The organism is Novosphingobium lentum NBRC 107847 (genome assembly GCF_001590965.1).
Taxonomy (GTDB): domain Bacteria; phylum Pseudomonadota; class Alphaproteobacteria; order Sphingomonadales; family Sphingomonadaceae; genus Novosphingobium; species Novosphingobium lentum.
This window is the reverse complement of sequence record NZ_BCTW01000002.1, coordinates 146,673-164,886: the sequence shown is the minus strand read 5'-3', so window position 1 is coordinate 164,886 and position 18,214 is coordinate 146,673. Positions and strand designations below refer to the sequence as shown.

At 67.1% G+C, this 18,214-nt stretch carries 16 protein-coding genes and 1 tRNA gene; 6 read left to right on the top strand and 11 right to left on the bottom strand.

Features of this window, described 5'->3' with window-relative positions:
• Positions 1 to 60 precede the first annotated feature (60 nt).
• A complete protein-coding gene (locus NL2_RS02255) occupies positions 61 to 951 on the bottom strand; it encodes an ArdC family protein (RefSeq protein WP_068071254.1) in 891 nt (296 codons plus the stop codon).
• A 589-nt stretch (positions 952 to 1,540) separates the two neighbouring features.
• Positions 1,541 to 1,615: transfer RNA gene (locus NL2_RS02250), tRNA-Gly, on the bottom strand.
• A gap of 302 nt (positions 1,616 to 1,917) precedes the next feature.
• On the opposite strand from NL2_RS02250, the gene NL2_RS02245 reads away from it, so the two are divergent.
• Both NL2_RS02245 and NL2_RS02240 read left to right on the top strand, forming a co-directional pair.
• The gene (locus NL2_RS02245) at positions 1,918 to 2,826 is read left to right on the top strand and encodes a tetratricopeptide repeat protein (protein ID WP_068071494.1); all 909 of its coding nucleotides are present in this window, start codon (positions 1,918 to 1,920) and stop codon (positions 2,824 to 2,826) included.
• 12 nt (positions 2,827 to 2,838) lie between these two features.
• A complete protein-coding gene (locus NL2_RS02240; protein WP_068071252.1) occupies positions 2,839 to 3,459 on the top strand; it encodes an LON peptidase substrate-binding domain-containing protein in 621 nt (206 codons plus the stop codon).
• Positions 3,460 to 3,589: 130 nt separating this feature from the next.
• Here the strand turns inward: NL2_RS02240 and NL2_RS02235 are convergent, their stop codons facing one another.
• The 7 genes from NL2_RS02235 to NL2_RS02205 form a co-directional block, all read right to left on the bottom strand.
• Entirely contained in the window at positions 3,590 to 4,210 is a 621-nt protein-coding gene (locus tag NL2_RS02235) for a MarC family protein (RefSeq protein ID WP_068071250.1), read from the bottom strand.
• Positions 4,211 to 4,214: 4 nt separating this feature from the next.
• On the bottom strand, positions 4,215 to 4,955 hold the full coding sequence (locus NL2_RS02230) for a hypothetical protein (RefSeq protein ID WP_245647531.1): 741 nt from the start codon (positions 4,953 to 4,955) through the stop codon (positions 4,215 to 4,217).
• Entirely contained in the window at positions 4,955 to 5,848 is an 894-nt protein-coding gene (gene folD, locus NL2_RS02225; RefSeq protein WP_068071248.1) for a bifunctional methylenetetrahydrofolate dehydrogenase/methenyltetrahydrofolate cyclohydrolase FolD, read from the bottom strand. Before folD ends, NL2_RS02230 begins: the two co-directional genes overlap by 1 nt.
• Before the next feature lies 1 nt (position 5,849).
• Positions 5,850 to 6,143 carry a YggT family protein gene (locus NL2_RS02220; RefSeq protein ID WP_068071246.1) on the bottom strand — a complete coding sequence of 98 codons (294 nt, stop codon included), beginning with the start codon at positions 6,141 to 6,143 and terminating at the stop codon, positions 5,850 to 5,852.
• A gap of 108 nt (positions 6,144 to 6,251) precedes the next feature.
• Positions 6,252 to 6,839, bottom strand: coding sequence for a hypothetical protein (locus tag NL2_RS02215; protein WP_068071244.1), 588 nt, complete (start codon positions 6,837 to 6,839; stop codon positions 6,252 to 6,254).
• A gap of 71 nt (positions 6,840 to 6,910) precedes the next feature.
• Positions 6,911 to 7,834, bottom strand: a complete 924-nt coding sequence (gene argB / locus NL2_RS02210) for an acetylglutamate kinase (RefSeq protein ID WP_068071242.1) — start codon at positions 7,832 to 7,834, stop codon at positions 6,911 to 6,913.
• Positions 7,835 to 7,883: 49 nt separating this feature from the next.
• Entirely contained in the window at positions 7,884 to 8,543 is a 660-nt protein-coding gene (locus tag NL2_RS02205; protein ID WP_245647530.1) for a queuosine precursor transporter, read from the bottom strand.
• 94 nt (positions 8,544 to 8,637) lie between these two features.
• Here NL2_RS02205 and NL2_RS02200 point away from each other — a divergent pair, with 94 nt between their 5' ends.
• Positions 8,638 to 9,936 carry a NupC/NupG family nucleoside CNT transporter gene (locus tag NL2_RS02200; protein ID WP_068071240.1) on the top strand — a complete coding sequence of 433 codons (1,299 nt, stop codon included), beginning with the start codon at positions 8,638 to 8,640 and terminating at the stop codon, positions 9,934 to 9,936.
• A 97-nt stretch (positions 9,937 to 10,033) separates the two neighbouring features.
• On the opposite strand, the gene mutS is transcribed toward NL2_RS02200, so the two are convergent.
• Positions 10,034 to 12,622 carry a DNA mismatch repair protein MutS gene (mutS, locus tag NL2_RS02195; protein ID WP_068071238.1) on the bottom strand — a complete coding sequence of 863 codons (2,589 nt, stop codon included), beginning with the start codon at positions 12,620 to 12,622 and terminating at the stop codon, positions 10,034 to 10,036.
• 104 nt (positions 12,623 to 12,726) lie between these two features.
• Between mutS and NL2_RS02190 the strand changes: the two genes are divergently transcribed.
• The 3 genes from NL2_RS02190 (at position 12,727) to NL2_RS02180 (ending at position 17,038) form a co-directional block, all read left to right on the top strand.
• Positions 12,727 to 14,331 carry a hypothetical protein gene (locus NL2_RS02190; RefSeq protein WP_068071237.1) on the top strand — a complete coding sequence of 535 codons (1,605 nt, stop codon included), beginning with the start codon at positions 12,727 to 12,729 and terminating at the stop codon, positions 14,329 to 14,331.
• 27 nt (positions 14,332 to 14,358) lie between these two features.
• The gene (locus tag NL2_RS02185) at positions 14,359 to 16,623 is read left to right on the top strand and encodes an NADP-dependent malic enzyme (protein WP_068071236.1); all 2,265 of its coding nucleotides are present in this window, start codon (positions 14,359 to 14,361) and stop codon (positions 16,621 to 16,623) included.
• A gap of 103 nt (positions 16,624 to 16,726) precedes the next feature.
• A complete protein-coding gene (locus tag NL2_RS02180; protein WP_068071235.1) occupies positions 16,727 to 17,038 on the top strand; it encodes a GIY-YIG nuclease family protein in 312 nt (103 codons plus the stop codon).
• Between the two features lie 102 nt (positions 17,039 to 17,140).
• Here the strand turns inward: NL2_RS02180 and thiS are convergent, their stop codons facing one another.
• Positions 17,141 to 18,157, bottom strand: coding sequence for a sulfur carrier protein ThiS (gene thiS, locus NL2_RS02175; protein WP_084355796.1), 1,017 nt, complete (start codon positions 18,155 to 18,157; stop codon positions 17,141 to 17,143).
• Positions 18,158 to 18,214 lie beyond the last annotated feature (57 nt).

Here is an 18,214-nt window from a genome sequence, read left to right as displayed (position 1 = left end):
CAAAGCCGAAGGCCCCCCTCTTACTCTCCCCCGGGCATTGCCCGGATCAACAGATGGCAGTCACGCGGCCTGATCGAGAGCCCCCACTTGCTGTGCGTGCATCCAGTCCGCAGCAGCTTGTGCCTTGCTCGCTGCCTGGAATATTGCACGGGGATCATGCTTCAGGGCTTTCAACCAGGAGGCGATATACGCTGCATGGTCGGGCCGGGGATTATGGGCGATGCCGAGATCCGCCAGCACGAACCCGCTGGTCAGCTCGGCGCATATTTCCTCGGCAGCATATGCCTCGGACCCGAAGCGACCGCTGAGATCGCGCGAGAGTCGATGCTTGGCACCAGAGGCGTGACCGCATTCATGGATCATGACTCCATAGAATGAAGCGGCGTCATCGAACTGCGCACGGTGCGGCATGTGAATTTCGTCCTTCGAGGGCAGGTAACAGGCTTCGTTGCCGCCGAAGATCGTCGAAATGCCAAGATTTGCGATGAAGGTTTCCGCGTTGGCGTGGCTCTCTGGTTCGGAACAGGCCTCCATAGGCTCGGACGTATAGCCATCGATCTGAGCGATATTGAAAACGGTGAATGCCCGCGCGAAGGCGCGACGGCCGTGGCCTTCGCCCTCAATGCGCTCATCGCCATCGTCGCCGTTGGTGATCTGCTTCCACAGGACGACAACGCAGCCGCGTTCGCCTTTCCGTACTTGTCCGCCAACGGCCAGCCATTGGCGATAAGTGCCCCAGAGCCCTTGCGTGTAACCGTGGGCATCGGCTGTCGCCCACAAGACCAGGACGTTGATGCCGCGGTAGGGCTTGCCGGAAGCCAGATTGATGGGGCGGGACGTGGCCGTCCCATCATGGTGCCAAGGCATACGACACGAAACCGCACCGGCCTCGACGGCGGCGATGATCTGATCGGTGATGCGGGAATAGACGTCGGCTCGGGTCTCGGTCATGGCAAAATCTCCGCGACGGACCGGCAGCGGGCCTCTCCCTCTGCCATTCTCAATCCGTCACGGCGAAGCCCGCATGCCTCTCACTTTGACCTACTCGTGCTTACAGATGCACGAGCGACCAGCGAGATCACAAGAACAAGAAACTGCACCCTGAAAGGAGGCGGAGTTCGTGACCCGTCCCGAGCAGATGGAAAGCCGGGGCTTGTCGGCTTTCTAAGCCTGCCGGTGATCCCATGCCGGCCGATTCAGAGTGCGTGCGGGGCCATTCTCATCAAAGCTGCGCCCTCAGGAGTAGGCCGAACGGCCTGCGGGACAGAGCGCGTCGACAGCCACGCTCTTCTTGCCGGGGCGTTGCGGGGTATCCCCGCATGATGGGGTAGCCGGAAACAGCAATGCCGATTCCGGGTCAGGGGAAGGCATTCCCCTCGCAGTAAGCAATTGGTGAAATGTGGTTCCTGAAGTCTCGTAGACAGAGAATTCCCTGGTCAACACGCATGGCACCCGTGTTGACCAGGTGTTGACCAAAGCTAGCGAGAGCCCTTGGCGCAAACGGCGCAGGTTCCAAAGTTATTGATTTTTCTATGGAAACTGGAGCGGGCGAAGGGATTCGAACCCTCGACCCCAACCTTGGCAAGGTTGTGCTCTACCACTGAGCTACGCCCGCTCGAGCGTTTCAAACCCGGCCGCAGAAGCTCTCCGGGTCGGGGTGAGGCGCGCCGTTAGCATGAGGGTTTGGCACCCGCAACCGGAAAACGCCGCAAAAACCGAGGATGCTCCATGGACGCCATGGCCCGGCTTTACCCAGCGCATGCCTGCAGCGGTTGCCGGGCTGGGCTGGCCCTGGCTGGGCAGCGGAACACCGCCTGCGGATAAAGCCCTTGCCGAACCGCGCCGCGTTCCCACATGGTGGCCATGATCGATCCTGCCGGACCCGCGCCGGCGAACCTGCAGTACCGGAGACCCTCATTGGCAAGCCTTGGCCTCAATCTCGACGAACAGAAGGCCGTCGACCGCTTTCGCAAGGACGTGGTCGAACCGTCGATGGCGGCGCTCGTCATCCTCGATTTCTGGGCGGAATGGTGCGGGCCGTGCAAGGCGCTGACGCCGCTGCTGGAAAAGGTCGCGGCCGAATATGCCGACAAGGGCGTGGTGCTGGCCAAGATCAACGTCGACGAGGACCAGTTCATCGCGGCGCAGTTCCAGGTGCGCTCGATCCCCACGGTCTATGCCATGTTCCAGGGCCAGCCGGTGGCCGATCTCACCAACGCGCGCACCGAAACGCAGCTGAAGCAGATGCTCGACCAGATCCTCGAGAAGCTGCCGATCACGCCAGGCGGCCAACCGGCGCAGGATATCGCGCCGTTGCTGGCGATGGGCGACGAAGTGCTGGCGGGCGGCGACGGTGAGCGTGCGGCAGGCATCTTCGCCCAGATCATCGACATGGCGCCGGACAGTGCCGCCGCGCACGCTGGCCTCATCCGCGCGCTGATCGCGGCGGGCCATCGCGACGAGGCGCAGGCCGCGCTCGATGCGCTCGACCCCAAGCTGGCCGCCGATCCGGCGCTGGCCCAGGCGCGGTCGGCGCTGGCGCTGGCCGAAGACGCCCCCGAAGAGAGCGAACTGGCCGCCCTGCGTGCTGCGGCGGCTGAGCGTCCGGCCGATATGGATGCGCAGCTGGCATTCGCCAACGCGCTTTATGCCAGCGGCGATCGCGATGCGGCGGCGGCCTGCCTGCTCGCCATGGTCGCGGCGGACCGTGCATGGAACGAAGGCGCGGCGCGCACGCGGTTGCTGCAGATATTCGAGGCGACCGGGCTGGAAGATCCGTGGGTCGCGGCGACGCGGCGCAAGCTTTCGACAGTCCTGTTCGGCTGACGGGCGACTGATATGGGCGGCACGATCCATTCCACGCGGCTTTCGGTGTTCCCGCTGGCAGGCGCGATCCTGTTTCCCGGGCTGCAGTTGCCGTTGCACATCTTCGAACCGCGCTATCGCTCGCTGGTGACCGATGCGCTGGCGCGCGACCGGCGGATCGCGATGATCCAGCCGCAGGCGGGTGGCGACCAGCTGTTCTCGGTGGGCTGCGTCGGCCACATCGGCGAGGTCGAGGCGCTCGACGACGGGCGGTTCAACGTGGTGCTCGAAGGCATCGCCCGCTTCCGGCTGTTGCGCGAGCTCGACGTGACCACGCCATTCCGCCAGGTCGAGGGCGCGTTGCTGGTCGATGCGCAGGACGAAGCGCTCAGCGCCGTCGAACGCGCCAGTTTCGAGCGTGAGGCGCGCCATTTCGCCGATGCACAAGGCTATCGCGTGGACTGGGAATCGGTTGCGCGGCTGGACGATGTGGCGCTGATCAACGGCGTCTCGCAGATCGCGCCGTTCGATGCGGCGGCCAAGCAGGCATTGCTGGAAGCCAATACGCTGGGCGAACGGTGCGAGCTGCTGGTGCAGCTGATGCAGTTCTTCGGGCGGCGCGATGGCGATGATAGCCGGGTGACGCTGCAGTAGGTGCGTTGGAAAGATTTCGACGCAGATCTTGGCTTACGTGCTTCGACAAGCTCAGCATGAGCGAGCTTTGGGTTTAGACCTTGAGTAAGCATCCGCTCGTGCTGAGCCTGTCGAAGCACGCACGCTGACTTCAGCGCAGCACCGCTTTCACCCCATCGATCACATATTGCGCGGCCAGCGCGGCCAGCAGCACGCCGAGCAGCCGGGTGATCACGGCTTCCACGCGCGCGCCCAGCAACTTCATCAGCGGCCCGGCGGCGATCAGCGATAGCGCGGTCAGTACCATCACCGCCGCCAGCGCGGCGAGCACCACCAGCGTTTGCGCGGTGCCTTCGCTGCGGCTCATCAGCAGCATGATCGTGGCGATGGAGCCGGGTCCGGCGATCATCGGCATGGCCATCGGGAAGACCGACACGTCCTCGACTTCCGGCGTGGCCTTGACCTTTTCCGCGCGCTGTTCGCGGCGTTCGGTGCGCTTTTCGAACACCATGTCGAGCGCGATGAGGAACAGCATGATCCCGCCTGCAATGCGGAAGCTGGCCAGTTCGATGTGCAGGCCCGACAGCAGCTGCTCGCCGAACAGCGCAAACCCCAGCAGGATGCCGGTGGCGATCAGCGTGGCGCGCAACGCCATGGCCCGCGCCTGCGCATGGCTCGCGCCCGCGACCAGGCCTGCATAGATCGGCGCGCAGCCGGGCGGATCGATCACGACGAACAGCGTGACGAATGCCGAAAGGAACAGGTCGAGCATCGTCTCAGACGCGCCCGGGGGCCGCGACCTTGCTGGCGATCACCTGCTGCATCGTGCCATCCTTCCACGTCCACACCGTGAAATCGCGCGCGCCGGCGCCATCCACCGTCGACCGCCAGACGAGCGTACCGTCATCGCTGCGCCCGTCCTTGCTGTCGAGCACGGTCATCGCGCGCGGCGCCAATGGCGGCACAGGGCCGGGCAGCGGCGGCAGGACGACGGGCACGTTGCCCTTGCGCTTGGGTTCGCGATACGGGCCGGCGTTGCGCGCGGGGCAATCGGCGACCTTGCCCTCGATCATCTCGGGCGCGGCGAGCGGGGTGGTCAGTGCATCACCCTGGTCGAGCACCCACTTGTAGTCGCCCTTCTTCTGGCGCTGCCACACGGTGGTGAAATAGCCGACCGAATCGGGGCGCTGCCATGCACCTCTGGTCACGCCGTAGCTGCCGTCGCAGCTCGACCAGACTTGCGTCGGCTGCCATTTGACCGAGACCGGCGGATCGGCGCGGCCTTTGAGGAACACGGCGGTGAGCACGCGCATCGGCACGAACATTTCCGCGCCGTCGGCGGCCGTGGTGCGAAACGCGGTCCACTGGCCCTTGTCCTGCGCCAGCTGGTTGAAGCCGATTTCGGCAGCGATCAGTGCGCTGGGGTTGGCGGCGGGGCGCAAGGCATCGCGATCGCGCGCGGCGGCAGGCACGGCTGCCAGTGCGACGCACAGCATGAGGGCACCGCGCCGCAGCATCAGATCGCGTCCTTCGCCAGCGCGATCCCGGCGTTGCGGTGCGCGGCGACCAGCGCGTTGCGCAGCAGCACCGCGATGGTCATCGGTCCGACCCCGCCCGGCACCGGGGTGATCGCCCCGGCCACCTCGCTGGCGCCGGCAAAGTCCACGTCGCCGACCAGCCGGGTCTTGCCCTCGACCTTGCCGGGCACGCGGTTAATGCCCACGTCGATCACGGTCGCGCCCGGCTTGATCCAGTCGCCCTTGATCATTTCGGGCCGACCCACGGCGGCGACGACGATATCGGCCCGGCGGACCACCTCGGGCAGGTCCTTGGTGCGGCTGTGCGCGATCGTCACCGTGCAGCTTTCCGCGAGCAGCAACTGCGCCATCGGCTTGCCGACGATGTTGGAGCGGCCGATGACGACCGCATCGAGCCCCGACAGGCTGCCGAGCCGGTCCTTCAGCAGCATGATGCAGCCCAGCGGAGTGCAGGGGACGAACCCGTTCAGCCCGGTCGCGAGCCGCCCGACGTTGATCACGTTGAACCCGTCGACGTCCTTGTCGGGGTTGATTGCGGCGATGACTTTCGCCTCGTTCATGTGCGCGGGCAGCGGCAGCTGGACGAGGATGCCGTCGACAGCGGGATCGGTGTTGAGCTGCTCGACCAGCGCGAGCAGGTCGGCCTCGGGGGTTTCGGCGGGCAGCTTGTGCTCGAAGCTGGCCATGCCGGCCTCGAGCGTCGACTTGCCCTTGGAGCGGACATAGACTTGGCTGGCGGGGTCTTCGCCCACCAGCACCACTGCGAGCCCGGCCTTGCGCCCGGCGCTGGCCTCGAACGCCCGCGCCAGTGTGCCCACGCGCCCGCGCAAGTCTGCGGCGAAGGCTTTTCCGTCGATAATCGCGGCGGTCATGTCAGTATCCCGAAGCCGCGATCCCGCTGAGCAGGATGATGATGAGGTTGAGCCCGACGATCAGCACCATCGGCGACAGGTCGATCGATCCGGTATCGGGCATGATCTTGCGAATGGGGTTGAGCAGCGGATCGAGAATGGCGTTCAGTGCCTTCCAGATCGCGGCGACACCATTGTTGTGGGTGTTGACCACGTTGAACGCAATGAGCAGGCCCAGCACGAACTGGACGATCACGACGATGGTAACGATCTTGACCAGATAGCCGATCATGGCAACCAGGGTGTATAACAGCACGAACGGTGCCCTTTTCGCTGGGGAACGGAGCGTCCGTTTAGCCGAGCGGTGGCAGGCGTATCAACCGGATAATACACTGCGCTCCCCGCCGCCATTTCACAGGGTGATCTACCAGCGCAGCGTAGTGCTCTCGATGTGCCAGCGCAGTTGTTCCGGGCTGGCACCATCGACGTCGTTGACGCGGCGGATGGTGATTTCGCCCGCGATCTTGCGCTTGCCGTCGGTGATCGTGACCGGTGCGGTGTAGTACAGCGATCCGGCGCCGCCTTCCTGCGTGCCCGGCGCGATGCTCACGCGCGGATCGAGCAGGTCGCTCCATTTGGCGGCGAACGCCTTGGGTGACAGGCCGCTGCGCGCGCCATGGTCGCCCCAGTAGCTGCGCACCGTGGCCCAGTCGCGCGCTTCGATCGCCTTGGCCCAGGCGGCCAGCACCTCGCCGGGATCGCGCGACGCGGACGGGACCGAAGGCGTGTTGACGTCGGGGGTCGGGGTGGCGGACGGCTCGGGCACGGAGGGCGCGGGCGTTGGCGCCACGTATGTGCCCGCCGCAGTCTCCGATGCGATCGCGCTGGCTTGCGCGGTCAGTGCGGGGTCGGCCGGCGCGGCGGGTTTGCGGTCGCAGGCGGACAGGCCGAGCGCGGCCAGCGCGGCGCAGGCGCCGACCAGGCCGGAACGGAAAGAATGGCGAAGGGGCATGTCCTAGCGACGCGCCGCCCGCCGATTGGTTCCCGCCCCGCAGGCGCGGTCGGCCACCGATCAGCCACCGATCAGGCGCGGATCAGCGTGCCGACCCCGCGCGAGGTGAAGATTTCGAGCAGCATCGCATGCGGTACGCGGCCATCCAGAATGACCGCCGCCTCGCAGCCGGCCTCGACCGCGTGGATGCAGGTTTCCAGCTTGGGGATCATCCCGCCGCTGATCGTGCCGTCGGCCTGCAGCCGCTCGACGTCGGCGGGGCGCAAGTCGCTCAGCAGCTGCTTGTCCTTGTCGAGCACGCCGGCCACGTCTGTCAGCAGGAACAATCGCGCCGCGCCCAGCGCCGCCGCGATCGCGCCCGCCATCGTATCGGCGTTGATGTTGTAGGTCTGCCCGTCCGCGCCCGCGCCGATCGGGGCGATGACCGGGATCATCCCGGCGGCACAGGCGGTGTCGATGATCATCGTGTCGACGTGCGACGGTTCACCCACAAAGCCCAGGTCGATCGCGCGTTCGATGTGGCTGTCGGGGTCCTTGCTCGTGCGCTCGACCTTGGTGGCGGTGACGAGGCCCGCATCCTTGCCCGAAATGCCCAGCGCCTTGCCGCCGGCCTGCGCGATCCAGCCGACCAGTTCCTTGTTGATCGCGCCCGACAGCACCATCTCGGCGATGTCGGCGGTGGCCTGGTCGGTGATGCGCAACCCGTCGATGAAGCGCGATTCGACGCCCAGCTTCTTCAGCATCGCGCCGATCTGCGGGCCGCCGCCGTGGACCACCACCGGCTTGATCCCGATCGCCTGCAGCAGCACCACGTCCTCGGCGAAATCGCGCGCGAGGCCGGGATCGCCCATCGCATGGCCGCCGTATTTGACCACGAACGTCTTGCCGGCATAGCGTTGCAGATACGGCAGCGCCTCGATCAGCGTTTCCGCCTTGGCGAGCATCGCGGCGTTGTGCGCAGCGTCGGGCGACGCGGGGTTTTCGAGATCGGCCATGGCGCGTCGCCTTAGCTCGACAGGCGGAAAAGTGAACCGTTTTCCTGCTTCACGCTGCCGGGCCATCCAGCCGCTTGCCGATGCGCAGCACCGCCGCGATGATCAGCGGCACCAGCACCGCCGACAGCACGACCTTGGCCAGCATCTGCCCCGCGATCAGCGAACCGATCGGCCGCACGCCGACGAACGACACGGTGATGAAGATCAGCGTGTCGACCACCTGGCTCAGCGCCGCCGCAATGAACCCGCGCAAACCGGCAAACCTGCCGGTGGCGGCGCGCAGCTTGTCGAAGATCCACAAGTTGAGCGTGACCGACACGCCATAGGCCATGATGCCCGCGCCCATCATCCGCCAGCTTTGCCCCAGGATGATCGGGAAGGCATCTTTGGCAGGCGGATACATGCCGGGGTCGGTCGGCAACTGCAGCACGAAGAACGTCAGCAGGATTGCAGCGATCAGCGGCAGGAAGCCATACCGCACCAGCTGGTCCGCCACCGCCTTGCCATGCAGTTCGGCGACACCGCTCGATATACCGACCAGGGTGAGGAACGGAAAAATCCCGGCCTCGACCGCCAGCGGCCCCAGCGCCACCTGCTTGGCGCCCAGCACGCCGCCCAGCGTGACCATGCCGCCGTAGAACAGCGACAGGACGAACAGCGAGCGGGGGAATTGCAGCGGGGTCTGGTCGGGCATCGTCGGATCGGGCATCGGACAGGCGTTAGCGGCATTTTGACCGCGCGCCAATTGGTCACTAGGACCGATCGAAACCGGATTTCTCCCAAGCTGCGGGGCCGCCCTTCCAATGCACATCCTTTCCAGTCTCGCCGGGATGGCGCTGATCCTGCTTGTCGCGTTCCTGCTCTCGTCCAACCGCCGCGCGATCCGGCTGCGCGTGGTCGGGGCTGCATTCGCGCTGCAGGTCGGCTTCGCCGCGCTGGTGCTGTACTTCCCGCCGGGCAACGCCGCGCTGCAGGGCGCGGCGCACGGGGTGGAGAGCCTGCTCGGTTTCGCCAAGGCCGGGGTCGCGTTCCTGTTCGGCCCGCTCGCCGCGCCCGAAATCGGCGGGCACAGCTTTGCCATCTCGGCGCTGCCGGTGATCATCTTCTTCGCCGCGCTGATCTCGATCCTCTACTACCTTGGCGCGATGCAGCTGGTGATCCGCTGGATCGGCGGCGCGCTGGAAAAGGTCACGGGCATCAGCAAGGTCGAAAGCCTGTGCGCGGCGTCCAACATCTTCGTCGGCCAGTCCGAATCGCCGCTGGTGATCCGCCCGTATCTGGCCGCGCTGAACCCGTCGCAGCTGTTCTGCGTGATGACCGTGGGCATGGCGGGCGTCGCCGGCACGATCCTGGCGGCTTATGCCAGCATGGGCATCCGCATCGACTATCTCGTCGCCGCGGCGTTCATGTCGGCGCCGGGCGGCATCCTGATGGCCAAGATGATCATGCCCGACGAACCGCCCGCGCCGCCCGCGATCGCGTCAGAAGACCTGCCCAACCCGCATGACCCGGCCTCGATCCGCCCGGCCATCGTCGAGGTCGAGGGCGTGGAGAGCGACGAGGAACGGCCCGCCAACCTGATCATGGCCGCCAGCCAGGGCGCGCAGACCGGGGTCAAGCTGGCGGTGGCGGTCGGCGCGATGGTGCTGGCGTTCGTCGCGCTGGTCGCGCTGGCCAACGGTCTGCTCGGCGGGATCGGCGGCTGGTTCGGCTATCCCGACCTCTCGTTCCAGCAGATCACCGGCTATGTGTTCGCGCCAGTGTTCTGGCTGCTCGGCGCGCCCAGCTGGGCCGAAGCGCTGCAGGCGGGCGGCCTGTTCGGGACCAAGCTGGTGCTCAACGAATTCGTCGCGTTCATCGAACTGGGCAAAGTCGCGGGTGTACCGGGGGGCCTGTCGCAAACCACCGTGGCGCTGGTCACGTTCGGACTGTGCGGCTTCGCCAACTTCAGTTCGATCGCGATCCAGATGGCGGTGACCGGCGGCCTGGCCCCCAACCAGCGCCCGGTGATCGCGCGGCTGGGGATGAAGGCACTCGCGGCGGGGTCGCTGAGCAACCTGATGAGCGCGGCGCTGGCGGGGCTGTTTCTGGGGTTGGCTTAGCGAGCAATGTCGGCTTGCTCCCCCGCGCAGGCGGGGGCCTCAGGCCTGCTGGCGGTGCATTGTCGGCATGAGATCCCCGCCTGGGCGGGGGAGCAGATCAAACCGCAGCGTCGCGCTTCAACTGGTACAGCAGATCGAGCGCCTCGCGCGGGGACAGCGCATCGACTTCCAGCGCGCTCAACTGCTCGCGCACGGCATCGCGCTGAACTTCCTCGGCCACCAGCGCGGCGGCGAACAGCGGCAGGTCGTCGAGCCCGGCGGCGAGGCCGCCTGTAGCGGCGCGGCCTTTTTCCAGCTTGTCGAGCACCGCGCGGGCGCGCTTGACCACCGGCGCGGGCACCCCCGCCAGCCGCGCCACCGCCAGGCCATAGCTTTTGTCCGCCGGCCCTTCGGCCAGTTCGTGGAGCAGCACCAGCTCGCCCTTCCATTCGCGCGCGCGGACGTGGTGGAGCGACAGCGCGCTGCAGGTTTCGGCGAGCCGCGCCAGTTCGTGGTAGTGCGTGGCGAACAGGCAGCGGCAGCGGTTGACCTCGTGCACTGCCTCCACCACCGCCCAGGCCAGCGCCAGCCCGTCATAGGTCGAGGTGCCGCGCCCGACTTCGTCGAGGATGACGAAGCTGCGCTCCGTGGCTTGGCTGAGGATCGCGGCGGTCTCGACCATCTCGACCATGAACGTGGAGCGCCCGCGCGCCAGATTGTCCGATGCGCCGACGCGGCTGAACAGGCGGTCGACCATGCCGATGGTGGCGCTTGTCGCGGGCACGAAGCCGCCCGCCTGCGCCAGCAGCACGATCAACGCGTTCTGGCGCAGGAACGTGGACTTGCCGCCCATGTTCGGCCCGCCGACCAGCCACAGGCGGTTGTTGGGCGACAGGCTGCAATCATTCGTGACGAACCGCTCGCCGCGCGCGCTGAGCGCCGCCTCGACCACAGGGTGCCGCCCGCCTTCGATGGCGAGGCACGGTTCGTCGACCACGCGGGGCAGAGCCCAGCCGCCTTCGGCCGCGCGCTCGGCCTGTCCGGCGGCGACGTCGAGCCGGGCGAGCGCGGCGGCGGTGGCGGCAATGGCCCCGCTCACGCGCACGGCCTCGCCGACCAGTTCCTCGAAATGGGCTTCCTCGGCGGCGAGCGCGTGGCCGCCCGATTCGGCGATGCGGCTGGCTTCCTCATGCAGCGCCAGCGCGTTGAAGCGCACCGCGCCGGCCATCGTCTGGCGGTGGGTGAAGCCCGAATCGGCCACCATCAGCCGGTCGGCATGGCGCGCGGGCACCTCGATGAAATAGCCCAGCACGCCGTTGTGGCGGATCTTGAGCGCGGCGATCCCGGTCTGGTCGCGGTACTGCGCCTCGAGCGCGGCGATGGCGCGGCGTGCATTGCCCGAGATGCGGCGCAGTTCGTCGAGCGCGGCATCGTACCCTTGCGCGATGTAGCCGCCCTGCGATCGTTCGGTGGGCGGCGACGGCACCAGCGCGCGCGCGTAATGATCGAGCAGCGCGCCATGTCCGGCTAGGTCCGGGACCAGCCTGTGGGCCAACGCGGGCAGGTTGCTGCGCTGGCCGAGCTGGTGGTGCAGCCGCCACGCGCAATCGAGCCCGTCGCGCAGCTGGCCCAGATCGCGCGGACTGCCGCGCCCGGCCACCACCCGGCCCAGCGCGCGGCCGATGTCGGGCAGCGACCGCAACGCGCCGCGCAGATCGCCGCGCAGCAGCGGATCGTCGTGCAGCCAGCTGACCAGTTCGAGCCGTTCGCGGATGCGGCCGGCGTCGGTCAGCGGAGCGGACAGGTCTTCGGCCAGCTGGCGCGCGCCCGCGCCGGTCACGCAACGGTCGATCGCATCGACCAGGCTGCCCTTGCGCGTGCCCGCGCTGCTCGACAGGATTTCCAGGCTGGCGCGCGTCGCCTCGTCCATCGCCATGTGCAGGCCGGGCTCGCGCAGCACCGGCGGCAGCAGCAACGGCAGCCGGCCGCGCCCGACGTGCTCGAGATAGGCGATCAGCCCGCCCGCCGCCGCCAGCGCGGCGCGCCCGAACGCGCCGAAACCATCGAGCGTGGCGACCGCGTGCAGCGTCTTAAGCCGGTCCTCGCCCTGTGCGCTCTGGAAGCCGTGCGGCGGACGGCGAATCGCCTCGTCACCGATGGCCGTCCCCGCGCCGTCCCAGCCTTCGGGCACGACCAGTTCGCTCGCGCCGATCCGTGCCAGCGCGGCGGGCAGGCCGGCGGCGGCGCATTCCTCCAGCTCCATCCGCCCGGTGGAAATGTCGCACGCGGCGATGCCGACCAGCCCGCGCAGCTCGCACACTGCCGCCAGCAGGTTGGCGCGGCGCGGTTCGAGCAACGCTTCCTCGGTCAGCGTGCCGGCCGTGACGAAGCGGACGATCGCGCGCGCCACCAGCGTCTTGGAACCGCCGCGTTTCCGCGCTTCTTCGGGCGATTCGATCTGTTCGGCGATGGCGACGCGGCAGTCGGCCTTGATCAGCCGGGCCAGGTAGCCTTCCGCCGCGTGGACCGGCACGCCGCACATCGGTATGGGTTGGCCGCCGTGTTCGCCGCGACTGGTCAGCGCGATGTCGAGAACTTGGGCCGCGATCTTCGCATCGTCGAAGAACAGCTCGAAAAAGTCCCCCATCCGGTAGAACAGCAGACAATCGCCAGCCTCTTGCTTGAGAGCAAGATATTGCGTCATCATCGGAGTTGGGGCAGAGGGCGTCACAGCGCAGGTGGCTAGACCAAGCGTTGGCGTTTCTCAAACCATCGTATCCGGATATCGACGCCGGAATTTGTCAGGGGCTCATGCACAGCCGTCAACACGTCACGCCCTGGGGTTGGCAAGCCGGTTCGCTGCCGTGGCTGCGCGCGCCCGCGATCGGGCTGCTGGTGCTGCTGGTGTGCCTGCCGTTCGTGCTGGTCGAAGTGCCGCCGCTGATCGACATTCCCGGCCACATGGGCGCCGCCGCGATCGAACAGGCCGATCCCGGCAGCCCGCTGCAGCAGTATTTCGGCTGGCGCTGGATGTTCACGCTCAATCTGGGTGGCGAAGTGCTGATGAAGCTGCTGGCCGCGCCGCTGGGGCTGCTGGCGGCCGGCTGGTGGAGCGCGGTGCTGGCCACTGCGCTGTTCGCCGGTGGCTGCCTCGCCACGGTGCGCGTGCTGAACCCGCGCGGCGGTCATGCCGCAGCCTGGGCGCTGATGTTCGTGTTCAGCTTTCCGCTGCTGACCGGGTTCCTCAACTATATCCTGGCGGTGGGGCTGTCGCTGAGCGCGTTCGCCGCCTCGATCTACCTTGAGAACCAGCCGCGCAAGCGCGCCGCCATGCTGATCGTGCTGCAGCCGGTGGCGCTGCTGTGCCACGCCATCGGCGGCGTGCTGCTGCCGCTGCTGATCGGCATGTACGCGCTGGGCAAGGTGATCGAGGAGCATCCGGTCGACTGGCGCGAGGTGCCGCGTCGGCCTGCCTTGCTGGAACCGATGGCGCGCGCGCTGCTGCGCCTGTGCTGGCCACTGGGCATGGGTCTGGTCACGATCCTGGTGTGGAAGTTCGTGGTCCCCGGGCACGGCGGGTTCCTGCGCTGGCGCTGGGACCAGAAGGCATGGTCGTTTGCGCTGACCTTGCGCGATCAGTGGCAGCTGCTCGACATTGCGACGTCTGCCGCGTGCGGCGGGCTGATCGTGTTCGCGCGGCTGATGGGCGCACGGTGGAGCCCGCGCCAGGCGCTGCCCCCGCTCGCGGTGTTCGTGCTGTTCGTGGCCATCCCCAGCGACATCAACGGCAGTGCCTTCGTCGATATCCGGCTGTTGCCGGTGGCGGCGATGCTCGCGCTCGGGCTGCAGGACTGGAGCCGCGCCCCGGGCGATCGCGCCCGCTTCATCGCGGTGTCGGGCGCAGCGCTGCTGGCGATCCGGCTGCTGGTTACCGCCGGCAGCTTTGCCGACTATGCGCAAGACTATAACAAGCAGCTGTCGGCGCTGCACCACGTCGAACCCGGCAGCCGCGTGCTCGCGTTTGTCGAACACAGCTGCATCGAGGAAAGCTGGCGCAACACCCGCCGCGATCACCTTGCCAGCATGGCCAGCATCTATCGCCAGGCCTGGGTGAACGACAACTGGGCGGTTCCCGGGCTCGACATGGTCGTCCCGCGCTTCCGCCCCGGACCCAACTTCGCGGCCGATCCGTCGGAGTTCGTGTGGTCGCCGGCGTGCCAAGGCGGCCGCCTGCGCAGCGTCGACACGGCGCTGCGCCACGCGCCGATAGATCTGGTCGATTATGTCTGGCTGATCGATACCGGCCTGCCGCACAGCCCCGATCCGCGGCTGCGCATCGTCTGGCAGGATGGACGAAGCATTCTTTTTGCGGTGAAGCCCTTGGGTTTTGCGGGCTGGAGGCTTAGTCAGCTTTAAACGGCAGTTTTGGGGGAGTCTCGCGGCATGGAAGACGAAAGCAACGTCCGGTTCACCGAGCGCGAGGCGCTGTTCTTTCATTCTACCGGCCGCCCCGGCAAGATCGAGATCATCGCTTCCAAGCCGATGGCGACGCAGCGCGACCTCAGCCTGGCCTATTCGCCCGGCGTCGCGGTTCCCGTTCGCGCCATCGCCGACGATCCGGCGACGGCATACGACTATACCGCCAAGGGCAACCTCGTGGCGGTGATCTCCAACGGCACCGCCATTCTCGGCATGGGCAACCTCGGTGCGCTGGCGTCCAAGCCGGTGATGGAAGGCAAGGCAGTGCTGTTCAAGCGCTTTGCCGACGTCGATTCGATCGACATCGAGCTCGACACCGAAGACCCCGACAAGTTCATCGAAGCGGTCGCGCTGATGGAACCCAGCTTCGGCGGCATCAACCTTGAGGATATCAAGGCGCCCGAATGTTTCCTGATCGAACAGGCGCTGAAGGATCGCCTCAAGATCCCGGTGATGCACGATGACCAGCACGGCACCGCGATCATTTCCGCCGCCGGGCTGCTCAACGCCTGTTTCCTGACCGGACGCGATTTCGCCACGGTCAAGGTCGTGGTCAACGGTGCCGGCGCGGCGGCGATCGCCTGCACCGCGTTGCTGAAAGCGATGGGCGTGGCGCACAACAACGTCACCATGTGCGATCGCACGGGCGTGATCTATCGCGGACGCGCAGGGATCGACCAGTTCAAGTCGGCGCACGCGATCGATACCGATGCGCGCACGCTGGAAGAAGCGCTGGTCGGCGCCGACATTTTCTTGGGCCTGTCCGCCGCCGGCGCGCTCAAGCCCGAGATGATGGCCAAGATGGCGCCGCAGCCGATCATCTTCGCGATGGCCAACCCCGATCCCGAAATCACCCCGCCCGATGCCAAGGCGATCCGCCCCGATTGCATCGTCGCCACCGGCCGGTCGGACTATCCCAACCAGGTCAACAACGTGCTTGGCTTCCCGTTCATCTTCCGCGGCGCGCTCGATGTGCGGGCGACCGCGATCAACGATCACATGAAGATCGCCGCCGCCCGCGCCATCGCCGAACTGGCGCGCGAGCAGGTGCCCGAGGAAGTCGCCGCGGCCTATGGCGGCAAGTCCATGCAGTTCGGGCACGACTACATCATCCCCGCGCCGTTCGATCCGCGCCTGATGGAAGTGGTGTCGTCCGCCGTGGCCAAGGGCGCGATGGAATCGGGCGTGGCGCAAAAGCCGATCGCCGATTTCGACGAATACCGCCACAGCCTCAAAAGCCGGCTCAACCCGACCACCTCGGTGCTCACGCAAGTCTATGCCCAGGCGCGGCTCAACCCCAAGCGCGTGGTGTTTGCCGAAGCGGAAAACGAGATCGTGCTGCGCGCGGCGATCCAGTTCCGCAGCGGCGGTTATGGCGAACCGATCCTGGTCGGGCGCGACCAGCCGGTGAAGGCCAAGCTGATCGAACTCGGCATCGAGAACCCCGACAGCTACCATATCGAGAATTCGGCGATCAGCGAGCATGTGCCCGCGATGGTCGACATGCTCTACACCAAGCTGCAGCGGCGCGGGTTCATGGAGCGCGACGTGCGCCGCATGGTCAACCAGGACCGCAACGTGTTCGCCTCCGCGCTGGTCAAGCTGGGGCTGGCCGACGCGATGATCACCGGGATCACGCGTCCGTTCGCGCAAAGCATGAAGGAAATCCGCCAGGTTCTCGATCCGGCGCCGGGCAAGGTGCCGTTCGGCATCCACCTGATGATCGGCAAGAACTATACCGTGTTCCTGGCCGACACCACGATCAACGAACGCCCGAGCGCAGCGGACCTCGCGCACATCGCGCGCGGCACGGCGGAAGTGGCCAAGAAGCTGGGCCACGAACCTCGCGTCGCATTCCTGTCGTACTCCACGTTCGGCAACCCGTCGGGCAAGTGGCTGGACAACATCCGCGAGGCGGTGGCGTTGCTCGATGCCGATCCGCCGGGCTTCGAATACGAAGGCGAAATGGCGCCCGACGCTGCGCTCAACCCGCTGGTCATGGCCAACTACCCGTTCAGCCGCCTGTCCGCGCCGGCCAACGTGCTGGTCATGCCGGGGCTGCAATCGGCCAACCTTTCGGCCAAGCTGCTGCGCGAACTGGCAGGCAACGCCACCATCGGCCCGATGCTGATCGGCATGGAAAAGCCGGTCCAGGTCGCGGCGATGACATCGAACGCGAGCGATGTGCTGACGCTGGCGGTGCTCGCGGCGGCGGGGGTTGCGTGCTGAGCTAGCGGTCATGGCGCCGCGCTCGCCATCTCAACCCCCGTCACCCCGCACTTGATGCGGGGCTTGGCTTTCCTTCCACCCAGCGCTTGCGCATAAACGTAACATGGCAAAGGGCGGCTGGGTCTACATCATGGCCAACCGCTACCGTGGCGGCCTATACGTCGGCGTCACGTCCGATCTCATCCGCCGCGTCCACCAGCACCGCGAGGGCAGGGGCTCCGCGCACGTGGCGGATTTCGGCAAGACGATGCTCGTCCATGCCGAGCGCCACGACACAATCGAGGCCGCGATCGCGCGCGAAAAGCTGGTCAAGAAATGGAAGCGCGACTGGAAGTTCGCACTGATCGAGGCGGTCAACCCGGACTGGCGCGACTTGTGGGAAGAGTGGTTCGCGGCGGATAGCGGTCAGGGTTAGCCAAGCCCCGTGTCAAGCACGGGGCGACGGGGGAGGGGCGGGCTTGCTCCTCCATCCCGTCGCCCCGCACTCGATGCGGGGCTTGGTTAAACGCCTTACCCCCTAAATCAACCCCGCCAGCGGACTGCTCGGATCGGCGTACTTGCGCGTCGCCATCCGCCCGGAGCGGTACGCCTCGCGCCCCGCTTCGACCGCCAGTTTCATCGCGCGGGCCATGCGCACGGGGTCCTTGGCCTCGGCGATGGCGGTGTTCATCAGCACGCCGTGGCAGCCGAGTTCCATCGCCACTGCCGCATCGCTGGCGGTGCCGACGCCGGCGTCGACCAGCACGGGCACGCTGGCGCCTTCCACGATCAGGCGGATCATCACGCGGTTCTGGATGCCCAGGCCCGATCCGATCGGTGCGCCCAGCGGCATGATCGCCACCGCGCCGACTTCCTCCAGCTGCTTCGCCGCGATCGGATCGTCGGCGCAGTAGACCATCGGCAGGAAGCCTTCTTTCGCCAGCACTTCGGTCGCCTTCAGCGTCTCGCGCATGTCGGGGTAGAGCGTCTTGGCCTCGCCCAGCACTTCCAGCTTGACCAGATCCCAGCCGCCTGCCTCGCGCGCCAGCCGCAGCGTGCGGATCGCGCTGTCAGCATCGAAGCAGCCGGCGGTGTTGGGCAGGTAGGTGATCTTCTTGGGGTCGATGAAGTCGGTCAGCATCGGCGCCTTGGGGTCCGAGATGTTGACCCGGCGCACCGCCACGGTGACGATCTCGGCGCCCGATGCGGCGACGGCGGCGGCGTTCTGCGCGAAATCCTTGTACTTGCCGGTGCCCACGATCAGCCGCGAGGTGAAGCGGCGCCCGGCGACCTCCCACGAATCGTCGTCGGTCGCGACGTCGATGGCGCCCTGTCCGCCGCCCACGAAATGGACGATTTCCAGCACGTCGCCATCGGCCAGCATCACGTTGCCCAGCGTGGAGCGGGGCACGATCTCGCCGTTGCGTTCCACCGCGACCTTGGTCGGTTCCAGATCGAGGCTGCGCACCAGATCGGCGATGGTGCCGGGATCGGCGCGGCGTTGCTCGCCGTTGACGGTAAGCGACAGGGTCTGCGGGTGGGGGGAGCTGGCCATGGCCTGCGTCTTAACGGGAGAGGCGCGCAACGCAACGTCCGTTGCGCAAGAGTGCGC